The 13,889-nt window shown below is 68.9% G+C and carries 10 protein-coding genes; all 10 read right to left on the reverse strand.

Annotated features, from left to right (window positions below):
* The coding region (locus VA603_RS12510; protein WP_323439044.1) for a methyl-accepting chemotaxis protein at nt 1-2,519 on the reverse strand (2,519 nt) is incomplete at its 3' end.
* Nucleotides 2,520-2,649: 130 nt separating this feature from the next.
* Nucleotides 2,650-4,893: a methyl-accepting chemotaxis protein gene (locus VA603_RS12515; protein ID WP_323439045.1), complete on the reverse strand. Its 2,244-nt coding sequence runs from the start codon at nt 4,891-4,893 to the stop codon at nt 2,650-2,652.
* A gap of 434 nt (nt 4,894-5,327) precedes the next feature.
* Nucleotides 5,328-7,289, reverse strand: a complete 1,962-nt coding sequence (locus VA603_RS12520) for a chemotaxis protein CheA (RefSeq protein WP_323439046.1) — start codon at nt 7,287-7,289, stop codon at nt 5,328-5,330.
* A gap of 36 nt (nt 7,290-7,325) precedes the next feature.
* Nucleotides 7,326-7,691 (reverse strand): response regulator, encoded by a 366-nt coding sequence (locus VA603_RS12525; protein WP_087922463.1) that lies wholly within the window; start codon nt 7,689-7,691, stop codon nt 7,326-7,328.
* The gene (locus tag VA603_RS12530; protein ID WP_132863155.1) at nt 7,688-7,996 is read right to left on the reverse strand and encodes an STAS domain-containing protein; all 309 of its coding nucleotides are present in this window, start codon (nt 7,994-7,996) and stop codon (nt 7,688-7,690) included. The genes VA603_RS12525 and VA603_RS12530 overlap by 4 nt, the downstream gene beginning before the upstream one ends.
* 203 nt (nt 7,997-8,199) lie before the next feature.
* A complete protein-coding gene (locus VA603_RS12535) occupies nt 8,200-9,342 on the reverse strand; it encodes a chemotaxis protein CheW (RefSeq protein ID WP_323439047.1) in 1,143 nt (380 codons plus the stop codon).
* Nucleotides 9,339-10,127, reverse strand: a complete 789-nt coding sequence (locus tag VA603_RS12540) for a ParA family protein (protein WP_132863157.1) — start codon at nt 10,125-10,127, stop codon at nt 9,339-9,341. The genes VA603_RS12535 and VA603_RS12540 overlap by 4 nt, the downstream gene beginning before the upstream one ends.
* Nucleotides 10,127-11,071: a flagellar motor protein MotD gene (gene motD / locus VA603_RS12545; protein ID WP_132863158.1), complete on the reverse strand. Its 945-nt coding sequence runs from the start codon at nt 11,069-11,071 to the stop codon at nt 10,127-10,129. The genes VA603_RS12540 and motD overlap by 1 nt, the downstream gene beginning before the upstream one ends.
* Nucleotides 11,072-11,074: 3 nt before the next feature.
* Nucleotides 11,075-11,815 carry a flagellar motor protein gene (locus VA603_RS12550; RefSeq protein WP_132863159.1) on the reverse strand — a complete coding sequence of 247 codons (741 nt, stop codon included), beginning with the start codon at nt 11,813-11,815 and terminating at the stop codon, nt 11,075-11,077.
* A gap of 224 nt (nt 11,816-12,039) precedes the next feature.
* Complete coding sequence (locus VA603_RS12555) at nt 12,040-13,887, reverse strand: chemotaxis protein CheA (RefSeq protein WP_323439048.1); 1,848 nt, start codon at nt 13,885-13,887, stop codon at nt 12,040-12,042.
* Nucleotides 13,888-13,889 lie beyond the last annotated feature (2 nt).

Here is a 13,889-nt window from a genome sequence, read left to right on the forward strand (position 1 = left end):
GGGCTGGCGACGCTGGCGGTGCCCGCCTTGGACGCGATGTGGAAGGCGGCCACCGCTTCGTTGAGCAGCAGTGCCTGTTCTTCCATCGCCCGGGCCGCGGCGGTGGCTTCCTCCACCAGCGCGGCGTTCTGCTGGGTGGTCTCGTCCATCTGCATCACGGTCTGGTTGACCTGCTCGATGCCGGCGCTCTGCTCCTGCGAGGCGGCGGAGATCTCGGCCATGATGTCGGTCACGCGTTGCACCGAGGCCACGATCTCGCCCATCGTGGTGCCGGCCTGGTGCACCAGCACCGAGCCTTCGCCGACCTTGTCCACCGAGTCCTCGATCAGGCCCTTGATCTCCTTGGCCGCGCCGGCCGAGCGCTGGGCCAGGGTCCGCACTTCCGAGGCGACCACGGCGAAGCCGCGGCCCTGCTCGCCGGCACGCGCCGCTTCGACTGCGGCGTTCAAGGCCAGGATGTTGGTCTGGAAGGCGATGCCGTCGATGACCGAGATGATCTCGGCGATCTTCCTGGACGAAGCCTCGATGGCGCCCATGGTGTTGACCACCTGGGCGACCACCTCGCCACCCTGCGAGGCCACCGAGGCGGCACCGATGGCCAGCTGGTTGGCCTGGCGGGCCGATTCGGCGTTCTGGCGCACGGTGGAGGTCAGTTCCTCCATCGAGGCGGCGGTCTCCTCCAGGTTGGCGGCCTGCTGCTCGGTACGGCGCGACAGGTCGTTGTTGCCGGTGGCGATCTCGCTGGAGGCCAGGTTGATGCTGGAGGCCGCGTTCTGGATGCGGCCGACGATGGCGGTCAACTGGTCGACGGTGGCGTTGGCGTCGTCGCGCATCTGTGCGAACACGCCGTTGAACTGGCCGTCCATGCGCACGGTGAGGTCACCCTGGGCCAGTGCCTGCAGCACCTGCGAGACCTTGGCCAGGTTGCCGTCGGCGGTTTCCATCAGGTGGTTCAGGCCGGCGACCATGTCACGGAAGTCGTGCTGGTAGCCGTCCACGTCGCCGCGCTGGGTGAAGTCACCGGCCGCGGCCGCGGTGGCCAGCTGCCGGATCTCGGTGTTGATGGCCGACAGGTTGGCCTTGATGGTGTCCACGGTCTCGGTGATCACCGCCTTCTCGCCGGGCAGGCGCTCGATGTCCACGCTCATGTCGCCGACGGAGTAGCGCTTGAGGATGTCCAGGGTGTCGCTGATCGTGGCCACGTTGCCGGCGACCAGGCCGTTGGTGGCGCGTACCATCTGCCCGTAGTCGCCGGGGAAGGCGCTCTCGTCCATGCGGTAGCTGAGCGAGCCGGCGTCATGCTGGCGGGCCATCTCGCCCTGCGCGGCCATCACCGACTGCAGCTGCGCCTGCATGCGCTGCATCGAGGACAGCAGCATGCCGAGTTCGTCATCGCGCTGGGCGCGCAGGACATTGTCCAGCTTGCCTGCGGCGATCTGGTCGGACACGTTCACGGCCTGCCCCAGGGGCTGGAACACCAGCCTGCGCAGCAGCACGTACAGCGCCAGGCACAGCAGCAGTGCCGCCGCCACGCCGACGCCGATGATGGTCCACAGCAGCACGCGGGCCTGCTGCATCAGCAGCGAGCGCGGTACCACCACGCCGAAGGCGAAGTTCTGGCCGGCATTGCCGATCTTCAGCGGGACATAGGTTTCCACCACGTCCTCGCCCAGCGCGGCATCGCGGCTTTGCCCGAACACGACCTGACCCTTGGCGGTGCCGGCGAGCATCGCCTTGGTCGCGGCATCATCGACCTTGCTGCCGACCTTGGCCGGGTCGCGGTCGGCGATGATGGTGCCGCCCGGCGACAGCAGCCGCACGTAGCCCTGTTCCATCGGGTGCATCGTGCTCAGGCGCTCCTGCAGCGACTGCAGGGCGAAGTCCACGGTCATCACGCCGAGGAAATGGTCGCCTTCCACGATCGGCGTGGCCAGCGTGGTCATCAGGATGCGACGGCCACCGATCTCGTAGCTGTACGGTTCCAGCACGGCCGGCTTCTTCGAGGCACGTGGCTGCAGGTACCAGTCGCCATCGCCGGGCACGTCGTAGCCGCGCAGGGCCTCCTGCACGGGCGTGTCGTCCTGCCAGGCCCAGTAGCTCATGAAGCGGCCGCTGGCATCGTGGCCGTCGGTATCGACGAACTCGGCGTCCTTGCCGTCGAAGGCGTCCGGTTCCCACAACGTGCCGACGCCGATCCACTGCGGGTTGGCCAGCAGCTTCCGCTGCAGGACGCTGGAGGCATTCTGGCGGGTCAGCGCGCCGGACTGGCGCAGGCTCAGAAAGCTGCTGGCCAGCGTGTCGTTGGATTCGAAGCCCAGCCCCATCTCGGCCGAGATGCGCTGCGCTTCCAGGTTGGCCATGTTCTCCAGGTTGGCACGCGAGACCGACATCAGCGCGTCGCTGCTGCGCAGGTAGATGATCATCGCGGTGAGGCCGAAGGCGAACGTTGCAACCAAAGCGGTTCCGAGCATCAGGCGCATGGCGATGCTGCGGGTAAAGGAACGTCGGGAAGTGGACATTGGCGACTACCGGCCGGGTGGAAGGAGGGGATTGATCAGTAAATCGGCTTGCCTGGGTGTTGCTTGAGGGAAACGGCAGCGGCTGGCGGTGCCTGCCGCCGCCCATGGGACGGGCGGCGGCGCGGGGACATCAGAACTCCTGCCAGTCCTCGCCATTGGCGACCATCGGTTCGATCCGGCGTGCCACCGGCGCGCGGGCGATGCGCGGGCTGGCCGGTGCCGGGCTGGTCGGGCGGCTACGCGGCGGGCTGGCGACGCTGGCGGTGCCCGCCTTGGACGCGATGTGGAAGGCGGCCACCGCTTCGTTGAGCAGCAGTGCCTGTTCTTCCATCGCCCGGGCCGCGGCGGTGGCTTCCTCCACCAGCGCGGCGTTCTGCTGGGTGGTCTCGTCCATCTGCATCACGGTCTGGTTGACCTGCTCGATGCCGGCGCTCTGCTCCTGCGAGGCGGCGGAGATCTCGGCCATGATGTCGGTCACGCGTTGCACCGAGGCCACGATCTCGCCCATCGTGGTGCCGGCCTGGTGCACCAGCACCGAGCCTTCGCCGACCTTGTCCACCGAGTCCTCGATCAGGCCCTTGATCTCCTTGGCCGCGCCGGCCGAGCGCTGGGCCAGGGTCCGTACTTCCGAGGCGACCACGGCGAAGCCGCGGCCCTGTTCGCCGGCACGCGCCGCTTCCACCGCGGCGTTGAGCGCCAGGATGTTGGTCTGGAAGGCGATGCCGTCGATGACCGAGATGATCTCGGCGATCTTCCTGGACGAAGCCTCGATGGCGCCCATGGTGTTGACCACCTGGGCGACCACGTTGCCGCCCTGGCTGGCCACGCCGTGCGCGCCGATGGCCAACTGGTTGGCCTGGCGGGCCGATTCGGCGTTCTGGCGCACGGTGGAGGTCAGTTCCTCCATCGAGGCAGCGGTTTCCTCCAGGTTGGCGGCCTGCTGCTCGGTACGGCGCGACAGGTCGTTGTTGCCGGTGGCGATCTCGCTGGAGGCCAGGTTGATGCTGGAGGCCGCGTTCTGGATGCGGCCGACGATGGCGGTCAACTGGTCGACGGTGGCGTTGGCGTCGTCACGCATCTGTGCGAACACGCCGTTGAACTGGCCGTCCATGCGCACGGTGAGGTCGCCCTGGGCCAATGCCTGCAGCACCTGCGAGACCTTGGCCAGGTTGCCGTCGGCGGTTTCCATCAGGTGGTTCAGGCCGGCGACCATGTCACGGAAGTCGTGCTGGTAGCCGTCCACGTCGCCGCGCTGGGTGAAGTCACCGGCCGCGGCCGCGGTGGCCAGCTGCCGGATCTCGGTGTTGATGGCCGACAGGTTGGCCTTGATGGTGTCCACGGTCTCGGTGATCACCGCCTTCTCGCCGGGCAGGCGCTCGATGTCCACGCTCATGTCGCCGACGGAGTAGCGCTTGAGGATGTCCAGGGTGTCGCCAATGGTGGCCACGTTGCCGGCGACCAGGCCGTTGGTGGCGCGTACCATCTGCCCGTAGTCGCCGGGGAAGGCGCTCTCGTCCATGCGGTAGCTGAGCGAGCCGGCGTCATGCTGGCGGGCCATCTCGCCCTGCGCGGCCATCACTGACTGCAGCTGCGCCTGCATGCGCTGCATCGAGGACAGCAGCATGCCCACTTCGTCGCGGCGCGAGGCGTCGATGCGGCGGTCGAGCTTGCCGGCGGAAACATCATCGGCCACGCGCACGGCTTCGCCCAGTGGCGCCATGATCGCGCGGATGATGGCCCAGCCCAGCAGCGCGGCCAGCGCCAGTGCCGCCGCCAGCATGCCGAACACGGCCAGCAGCGAGCGCGTGTGCGCTTCGCGCGACATCGCGGTCTCCCTGGCCAGCTGTTCCTGGTTGTACTGGGAGAGCTTCTTGAGCTGGTCGAACAGCGCGCGGCGCATCTTGCGCGAGTCGGAGCTGGAGATGGCCGAGGCGGTGGCGAAGTCATCGGCGGCGATCGCCGCGGCGATGCGTTCATGCGCCTCGAAGTACGCGGCCCGGTAGTCCTTGAGCTGGTCGTACATCGCCTTTTCCTCGGCGGTGTAGTCGGTGTCGATGTCGTCGTAGGCCTTTTCCTCGGCCTCGATCACCGCGCGCGTATCGGCCATGCGCTTGTCGTAATCGGCCAGCTGCTCGGGGTTGCCCTGGTAGGCCAGCTGCGCCTGCTCGAACGTGCGGAACTCACCGAGCTGCGCGCGCATCTCGCCCAGATGCTGCACGGCGGGCATCCAGTTCTCGTTGACCTGGCGGATCTGCTGCTGGGCGACATCCATGCGCCACACCGAGAACAGGCCCAACAGCAGGGTCAGCAGACCGGTGGTGCAGAACGCCAGCAACAGCTTCCGCGTGATCGACAGGTTCTGGAACCATTTCATTGCAGATGCCTCCGTTTGGCATTGCGTGCTACGCGCAGGCCCTTCGCGCCTGCGCAGGTAACGGGGAAATAGGCGGGCGGCGAAGCGCCCGTGTGGTGCTGGCACCACGATGTGCTGCGGTATCGGCACTGCCGTGGGGTTCTTGACAGCCGCCGACGAACGCTTGCTGACGGTGTTCAGGTGAATGCGGTGGGGAATGACACTGGCCGCATCGGGCCCGTCGACCGTCGCAGGGCGGAGCGCCCGGTGGCATCGGGTGCGATCGCGGTGTTCGCCTGTGGAGAGGGGGTGGAAAGGGGGGGGGAAGGGGCAGGGACGCCATTCCCGCCTGCGCGATGGCAGGCGGGGAAGGCGCCGGGTGCCGTCATGGACGGCCGGTCAGCGGCCGGTCGGCATCCCGCCAACCGGTGCGCGATGTGGGCGCGGGGCCGGGATCAGGCGGCCTGTGGGATCCGGAGCGAGCGCACCAGCCCACCGATGTCGACGATCAGCGCGACGCGGCCATCGCCGAGGATGGTGGCGCCGGAAACCCCGCCGATGCGGCGGTAGTTGTTCTCGATGTTCTTGACCACCACCTGCTGCTGGCCGAGCAGTTCATCCACTTCCAGCGCGATCTTCTGGCCGTCGCCTTCGACCACCACCACCAACGGGTCGGCATGGCGGTCATCGCGGTAGCCGTAGTACTGGCCCAGCGACAGGATCGGCAGGTACTCGCCGCGCACCCGCAGCACGCGGCCTTCGCCAGCCATGGTGCGGATGTCGTCGGCCTGCGGCTGCAGTGCCTCGAGCACGTAGGCCAACGGCAGGATCAGGGTTTCGCCGGCCACCGAGACGGTCATGCCATCGAGGATGGCCAGGGTCAGCGGCAGCCGGATCAGCACGCGGGTGCCGTGGCCGGTGCGGCTTTCCAGCTGCACTTCGCCGCCCAGCGCCTGGATGTTGCGGCGGACCACGTCCATGCCCACGCCTCGCCCGGACAGGTCGGTGACCGCGTCGGCGGTGGAGAAGCCCGGCTGGAAGATCAGGTCCCAGACCTGCGCGTCGGTCGGATTGTCCGGCACGCTCAGCCCGCGCTCGAGCGCCTTGGCCAGGATCTTGTCGCGGTTCAGCCCGCGCCCATCGTCGCTGACCTCGATGACGATATGGCCCCCCTGGTGCGACGCGGCCAGGGTGATGGTGCCGGTTTCGTCCTTGCCGGCATCGCGGCGGACGTCGGGCATCTCCAGGCCGTGGTCGATCGAGTTGCGGACCAGATGGACCAGCGGGTCGGCGATCTTCTCGATCAGGCCCTTGTCCAGTTCGGTGCCTTCGCCGACGGTGCGCAGGCGCACCTGCTTGCCAAGGCGGCTGGACAGGTCGCGGACCAGGCGCGGGAAACGCCGGAATACCGCATCCACCGGCAGCATGCGCACGCCGATGACGGCTTCCTGCAGGTCGCGGGTGTTGCGCTCGAGCAGGTCCAGGCCGGCGAACAGGCGTTCGGCATGGACCGGGTCCAACCCGCCGGAGACCTGCTTGAGCATGGCCTGGGTGATGACCAGTTCGCCGACCAGGTTGATCAGTGCATCGACCTTGTCGACGCTGACGCGGATGGAGGTCTCCGCCTCATGCGTGCCGCCGGCCGCGGCGGGCTTGCCGGCATCGACGGCGGCGGGAGTGGCGGCCGCTGCGGGCGCCTCGCTGGCCAGGCTGGGCGGCGCGGCCGGACGGATGTCCAGCTCGCAGTCGTCCACGACCCAGGCAAAGGTGTCTTCGATGCGGCTGCGCGGGACCTTGCCAACCAGGCCCAGGTCCCAGGCCAGGTAGGCTTCCAGCGGATCAAGCTGCTCGAATGCCGGCAGGCGCTGCATGCGCGGTTCGACGTGCAGCGAGCCCAGCGTCTCCAGCTCGCGGATGATGCGCAGCGGGTCGTTGCCGCTCATGAACAGCGACGGCGCCGGCACGAAGCCGATCTGCCAGGCGTCAGGGGTTTCTTCCTGCTTCGCGGCTGCGACGGCGACCGGCGCCGTTCCGGCCAGTACCGCCTGCAGCCGATCGGTCACCGCCTTGACCGCGGCCGGGTCGGCGGCCTGGCCGTGCTCGACCTCGCGCAGCAGCGCACGCAGCACGTCCACCGAGGCCAGCATCGCATCGACCGCACTGCCTTCCAGCGCACGCTTGCCGGCGCGCAGCTCATCGAGCAGCGTTTCCAGCACGTGGGTGAGGCCGGCGATGGCATCGAAGCCGAAGGTACCGGCGCCGCCCTTGATCGAATGGGCGGCGCGGAACACCGAGTTGATGACCTCCGGGTCGCGTTGGCCGTCTTCCAGCGCCAGCAGCCCGGCTTCCATCGCATCCAGCCCTTCGCGGCTTTCCTCGAAGAAGGTGGCGTGGAAACGTTGCAGGTCCATGCTCATTGGCGCGGTATCCGTGAGGGGTGCAGGCGGGGCGTATCAGCCCAGGACTTTCTGGACGGTGGCGACCAGCTGTTCGGGATTGAACGGCTTGACCAGCCAGCCGGTGGCGCCGGCGGCCTTGCCTTCGGACTTCTTGTCCGCGGCCGATTCGGTGGTGAGCATCAGCAGCGGGGTGAACTTGTAGTCCGGCAGCTGGCGCAGCTCGCGGATCAGCGCGATGCCGTCCATGTTCGGCATGTTCACGTCGGTGACCACCGCGTTGAAGCGCTGGCCCTTGGCACGGCCGAGGGCGACGGCGCCGTCTTCGGCTTCTTCCACCGAAAAGCCGGCCGAGGTGAGGGCGAAAGAGACCATCTGGCGCATCGACGCCGAGTCGTCCACCACCAGGATTCGTGCGCTCATGCAGCGTTCTCCACAGATTTCGTTGTGTCAGGGGTTGCTTCCAGACCGAAGGTCCGGAGGACACCGAGCAGGCGCGCGGCGTCACGGAAGGTATCGGTAGCGTTGTCGAACACGGTGCCGTGCCCGGCTTGCTGGCGGGCCACGACGAAGGCGCACAGCACCTGCATGGCCGCGGTGTGCACGCGGGCCACCTCGCTGGCGTCGACACGCAGTTCACCGCCCTGGCCGAGATGCGCGGCCAGTTGCTGTTTCAGCTCGCTGGTGGATTCGATTCCGAGGTCCTGCGACAGCGCCACAGTGCTCATCGTTGCTCCGGGACAAACGTTACTGGGAGGGGTAGCGGCATTGCCCGGGGGTTCTTTAGGGCAGGTGACCGGGTGCAGTGCGGAATGTGATGGATTGCGTGGTTTTCCCGACAGGAGCACCTTCCGGCGCGAAACCGATGCATCCGGGGCTTGCATGCACCCTCGGTAGGGACGTGGTTCCCGCTTCGCGCCGGAACGCGCGCCTACTGGAGCAGGCGGGTGGCATCGAGCAGGATCATCGGCTGGCTGCCGATGCGGGCAATACCCTTGAACAGCTCGTTGGAGATCTGGCAGATGCGCGCGGTGTCCGGGGGTTCGATCTGCGAGTCGGTCAGGTTGGCCACGTCCTCCACGGCGGAGACGCGCAGGCCCAGTGTTTCGCCGTTCTCCTCCAGCACCACGATGCGGGTCTGCGCGGAGTCTTCGGTGACCGGGACGCCAAGGTGCCGGCACAGGTCCAATACCGGGACCACCTGGCCGCGCAGGTTCATGATGCCCAGCATCGACGGCGCGGCACCGCGCAACGCCAGCAAGGGCACCGGCAGGACCACTTCCTGCACCTTCAACAGCTCCAGCGCATAGGCCTGCGCACCGCAACGCAGGCGCAGCCAGCGCGAGGTGCGCTCGCTGGCGCGGCGTTGCTGCGGTGGCCGTGCGGCTTGCGCCTGCAGTTCCTGCCAGGTGTTCGGCGCGGGGGCGGGTGCGGCAGGGGCGGGCGCAGGGGCCGGTCGCGCGGTGCGGGCCGGCGGTGGCGGTGCAGGGGCCACGCCTGCGGCCACGTCGAAGGCGGCCTGCAGGCTGGGGCTGTCGGCATGGGCAAGCCGGGCGCTTTCGGCCGCGTCGGTTTCGTAGATGACCTCGTCCGGCAGGTCGTCCCAGGTGGGCTCCGGCGTCGGCGCGGCGGCGACCGGCTCAGCAGGCACGTCGGCCCAGGTGGGTTCAGCCATGGCGCTCGCGCGTGAAGCCGCGGCGGCGGCCAGCGCAGCCTCGAAGGCGGCTTCCAGTTCGGCGCTGTCACCGGGAATGGTGCGCGGTGCGGCGGCAGGGACGTCTGCAGGCGAGGCACTGGCCTGTGCCTGGACGTCGGCCAGCGCAGCCTCGAAGGCGGCTTCCAGTTCGGCGCTGTCACCGGGAACGGTGGACGCAGCGGCGACGGGGGCGCCTACGGGCACGGCATCGGCCTGTGCCTGGACCTCGGCCATCGCGGCTTCGAAGGCGGCTTCCAGCTCGGCGCTGTCACCCGGTATTTCGACCGGCGCGGCCGGCGCAGTGGGGGGCGCCGCCGTCGGCATGCCGCCGCCGAGCAGTTCGTCCAGGTAGTCGTCCAGTGCGCCGACGGTACTCATGCCGCCTCCTGCGCTGGCCGCACGCGTGCCTCTTCGGCCAACAGCCAGTCCAGCGCGCGGCGATACGCGGCATGGCCGCGGCCGGGGTAGTCGTCGCCCTGGATCGGCTGGACCAGGCCGGCGACCTGGCTGATGCGGGTATCCAGCGGAATGGCATCTTCCCAGACGCGCTCGCCGTGACGGTCCTGCATCGCGCGCACCGACTCGTTGCCGGCGCGGGTGCGGCGGTCGAACAGGGTCGGCAGCACCGAGATGGGCAGTGGTCGTTTGCGGGAGCGCTCAACCATCTCGCCGGTGCGGACCATGCCGTCCAGGCCGTGCAGCGCCAGCGGCTCGGCCTGGGTGGGGATGACCAAGCGGTCGGCCGCGGCCAGCGCGTTGATCATCAGCAGGCCCAGCGTGGGCGCGCAGTCGAGCAGGATGTAGTCATGGCGGTCGCCGTGGCGGGCCAAGGCCTGCTGCAGCGCCAGGCCGAGGCCGGGCTGGTTGGCGCTGCGGCGTTCCAGCGTGGCCAATGACGCCTGCGCGCACAGGTAGTCCAGGCCCGGGATATCGCTGGCACGTGCCAGCGCGGCGATGTCGTGCGGCGGTGTGGCGAACAGTTCCTGCACGCCCTGCGGCACCGGTTCGATCGGCACGCCGAAGGCGCGGGTGAGGGAGGAATGCGGATCCAGGTCGATCAGCAGCACCTTGTGCCCGCGCGCGGCCAGGCCGCGCCCCAGTGACAGGGTGGTGGTGGTCTTGCCGACGCCACCTTTCTGGTTGGCAATGGCCCAGATACGCATCAGTGAACTCCTTCGATGACAGCGGGCACCGAGGCGGCGGCAGCGGGGGAGCTGTCGCCACGGGGGGCGTCGGTGCCGTTGGTGCCGGCGGTGGTGGTACCCGCGCCGGGCAGGTCGGCCGCTGCGGCCGAGTCGGCCAGGATGATGACCATCACCCGCCGGTTGCGGTTGCGGCCTTCCGGCAGGTCGTTGCTTTCGCGCGGACGGAACTGGCCATAGCCCACCATCGCCAGCCGTGCCGGCTGCACGCCATGGTCGGCGAACAGGTGCACGACGCTGGCCGCGCGACCGGCGGACAGCTCCCAGTTGGACGGGAACTGCGTGGTGGCGATCGGCACGTTGTCGGTGTGGCCTTCCACGCGCACGCCGTTGGGGGCATCGAGCAGCACGTCGGCCAGCTTGCCCAGGGTGTCGCGGGCGCCGGCATCGAGCGAGGCCGAACCGGTGGCGAACAGGATGTCGCTGTTGATCTCCACTTCCAGCCACAGCTCGGTGCGGCGCACCGTGATCACGCCCTGCTTGACCAGCGGCGCCAGCGCGGAACTGAGCCGGTCGGCGATCTGGTTCAACTGGCGCTCGGCGCGCTGCAGCTGTTCCTGGTTGCGCGTGGAGACCGGCATGCGCATGTGCGATGCCATCGACGGCAGCTGGGTGGGGTCGGCCATGGCGCCGCCGGTCATGCTCGGCGAGCGGATCACAGACGGGGTGTCGTGGCCGCCGCCCTGGATCTGCATGTTGCCCACCTGCACCTGGCTGATGGTGCGCGGTGCACCGCCGAAAGCGGTGGACAGGGAGTCGGCCATCACCCGGTACTTGCCCTCGTTGAGCGAGGAGATGGCGTACATCACCACGAAGAAGGCGAGCAGCAGCGTCATCAGGTCGGCATAGGGGATGGCCCATGCCTCATGGTTGGCGTGCTCTTCGTGGTGCTTGCGACGTGCCATGGCTCAGTTCACGAACCCGGCCAGGCTGTTTTCGATGTTGCGCGGGTTCTCGCCCTGGGCGATGGCGATCAGGCCCTCGATGACCATCTCGCGCTCGCGCGTGCTGGAGGCGATCACGCTCTTGAGCTTGGCCGAGACCGGCAGGAACAGCAGGTTGGCCGAGGCGATGCCGTAGATGGTGGCGGTGAACGCCGCGGCGATGCCATGGCCGAGCTTGCTCGGGTCGGCCAGGTTCTTCATCACCGCGATCAGGCCCAGCACGGCACCGATGATGCCCAGCGTCGGGGCGTAGATGCCCATGCCTTCGAACACCTTGGTCGCCGCCAGGTCCTGTTGCTCCTGACTGCCGAGCTCGATTTCCATCATGTGGCGGATGGTGTCCGGCTCCACGCCGTCGACCACCAGCTGCAGGCCCTTGCGGATGAACGGGTCGTCCTGCTGCTCCACCTGCGGCTCCAGGCCCAGCAGGCCCTGGCGGCGGGCGATGTTGCTCCAGTCCACGATCTGCTGGACCAGCGCGCGGCGGTCACTGGCCGGCGGGCGGATCACCCAGCGTACGATCCTGAAGGCGTGCTTGAACACCGCCGGAGAGGTATGCAGCAGGATCGCAGCGATGGTGCCGACGATCACGATCACGAACGCGGCCGGCGACCACAGCGACGACAGGCCCGCACCCTTGAGGATGCTGCCGCCCACCAGCGAAGCGAGGGCGAGGAAGAGTCCAATGATGCTGAGTCGGTCCATGGTGTTGGATATCGGCCTTGTGAAGACAGTCTTGAATCTGGGGTGCTGCGTTCGCTCCTTTCCGGCGTGCGGGGGAGGCTTTTGCTTTAGCCCCTCTCCCGCGTGCGGGGGAGGGGTTGGGGTGGGGGAAGCGTCACCTGGTGCAGCGCAAAGCGGCCCTCACCCGCCCTGCGGGCACCCTCTCCCGCAGGCGGGAGAGGGGAGTGCAGCGTTGGCGGCAGCTGTCAGTCCTGCCCACCGCGCAGCCCATCCACGTCCAGGATCAGCGCCATGCGGCCGTCGCCGATCAGGGTGGCGCCGGCGTAGCCACGCAGGCCGCGCAGGGCGCGCGGCAGGGGCTTGATCACCACTTCCTCGCGGCCGCGGACCTGGTCCACGACCAGGCCGAAGCGGGCTTCGCCGACCTGCAGCACCACGATGGTCAGCAGCGGCGACAGGGTCGGCGTCACCCCCAGCCACTGGCGCAGGTCCACCAGCGCCAGCGTGTGGGTCTTGCGGTCCAGCACCGCGCGACCGTCGAACCAGCCCAGCGAGGTGGCCGGGGCGTGCAGCACTTCCATCACGCGGGCCAGTGGCAGGGCGTAGACATCCTCACCGGCCTGTACCAGCAGGGTCGGCAGGATCGCCAGGGTCAGCGGCACGCGGATCAGGAAGCGGCTGCCACGGCCCAGTTCGGACTGGATCTGGATCTGGCCGCTGAGCTCGCGGATGCGCGACTGCACCACGTCCATGCCGACGCCACGGCCGGAGATGTCGGTGACCTGCTGCTTGGTGGAGAAACCGGGCAGGAACACCAGGTGCAGGCATTCCTCGCTGGTCAGGCGGGCGGCGGCCTCCGGGTCGATCAAGCCCTTCTCGCGGGCCTTGGCGCGCAGGCGTTCGGGGTCGATGCCAGCGCCGTCGTCCTGCACCTCGATGCTGACGTAGTCGCCTTCCTGCTGGGCGGACAGCCGCACCCGGCCCATCCGCGGCTTGCCCTGCGCCTCGCGCAGGTCAGGCATCTCCACGCCGTGGTCGATGGCGTTGCGGACCAGGTGCACCAGCGGGTCGGCCAGGGCTTCGACCAGGTTGCGGTCCAGCTCGGTGTCGGCGCCGATCAGCTCCAGGTCCACTTCCTTCTGCAGCGAGCGCGCGACGTCGCGCGCCACCTTCGGGAAGCGCGAGAACACCTTGCCGACCGGCTGCATGCGGGTGCGCATCACCGCCGACTGCAGACGCGCGGTGGCGATGTCCAGGGTGGAGACGGCGCGGTCGAGTTCCTCGTCCTTGAGCCGGCTGCGCAGGGTCTTCAGGCGGTTGCGCGAGAGCACCAGTTCGCCGATCAGGTTGACGATGGCATCCAGGCGCTTGGTGTCCACGCGCACGGTGTGCTCGGGCTCGCTGGCCTTGGCCGGTGCGGCCGCCGGCTTGGCCGCGGCGGTGGGGCGCGCGGCCGGGGCAGGCGCCGGGCGGGGCGCTGCCGGTGCCACTGCCACTGCCGGAGCGGCGGACGTGCCGGGCGCGGCACTGCCGTGCAGCGTGTCGAGCAACGCCTCGAATTCGTCTTCGGTGATCAGGTCATCGGCGGGTTTGGCGGCCACCGCCGACGGCGCGCTCTTGCCGTGCAGGCTGTCGAGCAGGGCCTCGAACTCGTCCTCGGTGATCAGGTCACCGGCCGGCGCGACTGGTACCGCGACCGGTGCCGGTACCGGCGCGGTACCGACGTCGAACTGCGCGATCAATGCCGCCGGCGCGTGGCCCGGCTCGGTGCCGGAGGACACCGCGTCGAGCATGGACTGCAGCCAGTCCAGCGACTGCTGGGCGGCATCGAAGTGATGGGCCAGCAGTTGCGCCTTGCCCGAGCGGGCCATGCCCAGGGTTTCCTCGGCGGCATGGCACAGCTCCACCATCGGCGTGATCGACAGGAAGCCGGCGCCGCCCTTGAGCGTGTGGAAGCCGCGGAACACCGCGTTGAGCTGGTCGGCGTCTTCCGGTGCCTGCTCCAGCGTCACCAGCTGCTCGCCCAGGCGATCGAGGATCTCCTGGGCTTCGATGATGAAATCGGCGGCGATGTCGTCGGCGAAGGCACTCATGG

This window comes from Stenotrophomonas capsici, assembly GCF_034961085.1.
In the GTDB taxonomy this organism is placed as follows: domain Bacteria; phylum Pseudomonadota; class Gammaproteobacteria; order Xanthomonadales; family Xanthomonadaceae; genus Stenotrophomonas; species Stenotrophomonas capsici.

Coding starts and splice junctions, on each gene's coding strand:
- VA603_RS12555 (WP_323439048.1), bottom strand. CDS start 13,887: ATGAGTGCCTTCGCCGACGACATCGCCGCCGATTTCATCATCGAAGCC.
- VA603_RS12515 (WP_323439045.1), bottom strand. CDS start 4,893: ATGAAATGGTTCCAGAACCTGTCGATCACGCGGAAGCTGTTGCTGGCG.
- VA603_RS12535 (WP_323439047.1), bottom strand. CDS start 9,342: ATGAGTACCGTCGGCGCACTGGACGACTACCTGGACGAACTGCTCGGC.
- VA603_RS12520 (WP_323439046.1), bottom strand. CDS start 7,289: ATGAGCATGGACCTGCAACGTTTCCACGCCACCTTCTTCGAGGAAAGC.
- VA603_RS12530 (WP_132863155.1), bottom strand. CDS start 7,996: ATGAGCACTGTGGCGCTGTCGCAGGACCTCGGAATCGAATCCACCAGC.
- VA603_RS12525 (WP_087922463.1), bottom strand. CDS start 7,691: ATGAGCGCACGAATCCTGGTGGTGGACGACTCGGCGTCGATGCGCCAG.
- VA603_RS12550 (WP_132863159.1), bottom strand. CDS start 11,815: ATGGACCGACTCAGCATCATTGGACTCTTCCTCGCCCTCGCTTCGCTG.
- VA603_RS12540 (WP_132863157.1), bottom strand. CDS start 10,127: ATGCGTATCTGGGCCATTGCCAACCAGAAAGGTGGCGTCGGCAAGACC.
- motD (WP_132863158.1), bottom strand. CDS start 11,071: ATGGCACGTCGCAAGCACCACGAAGAGCACGCCAACCATGAGGCATGG.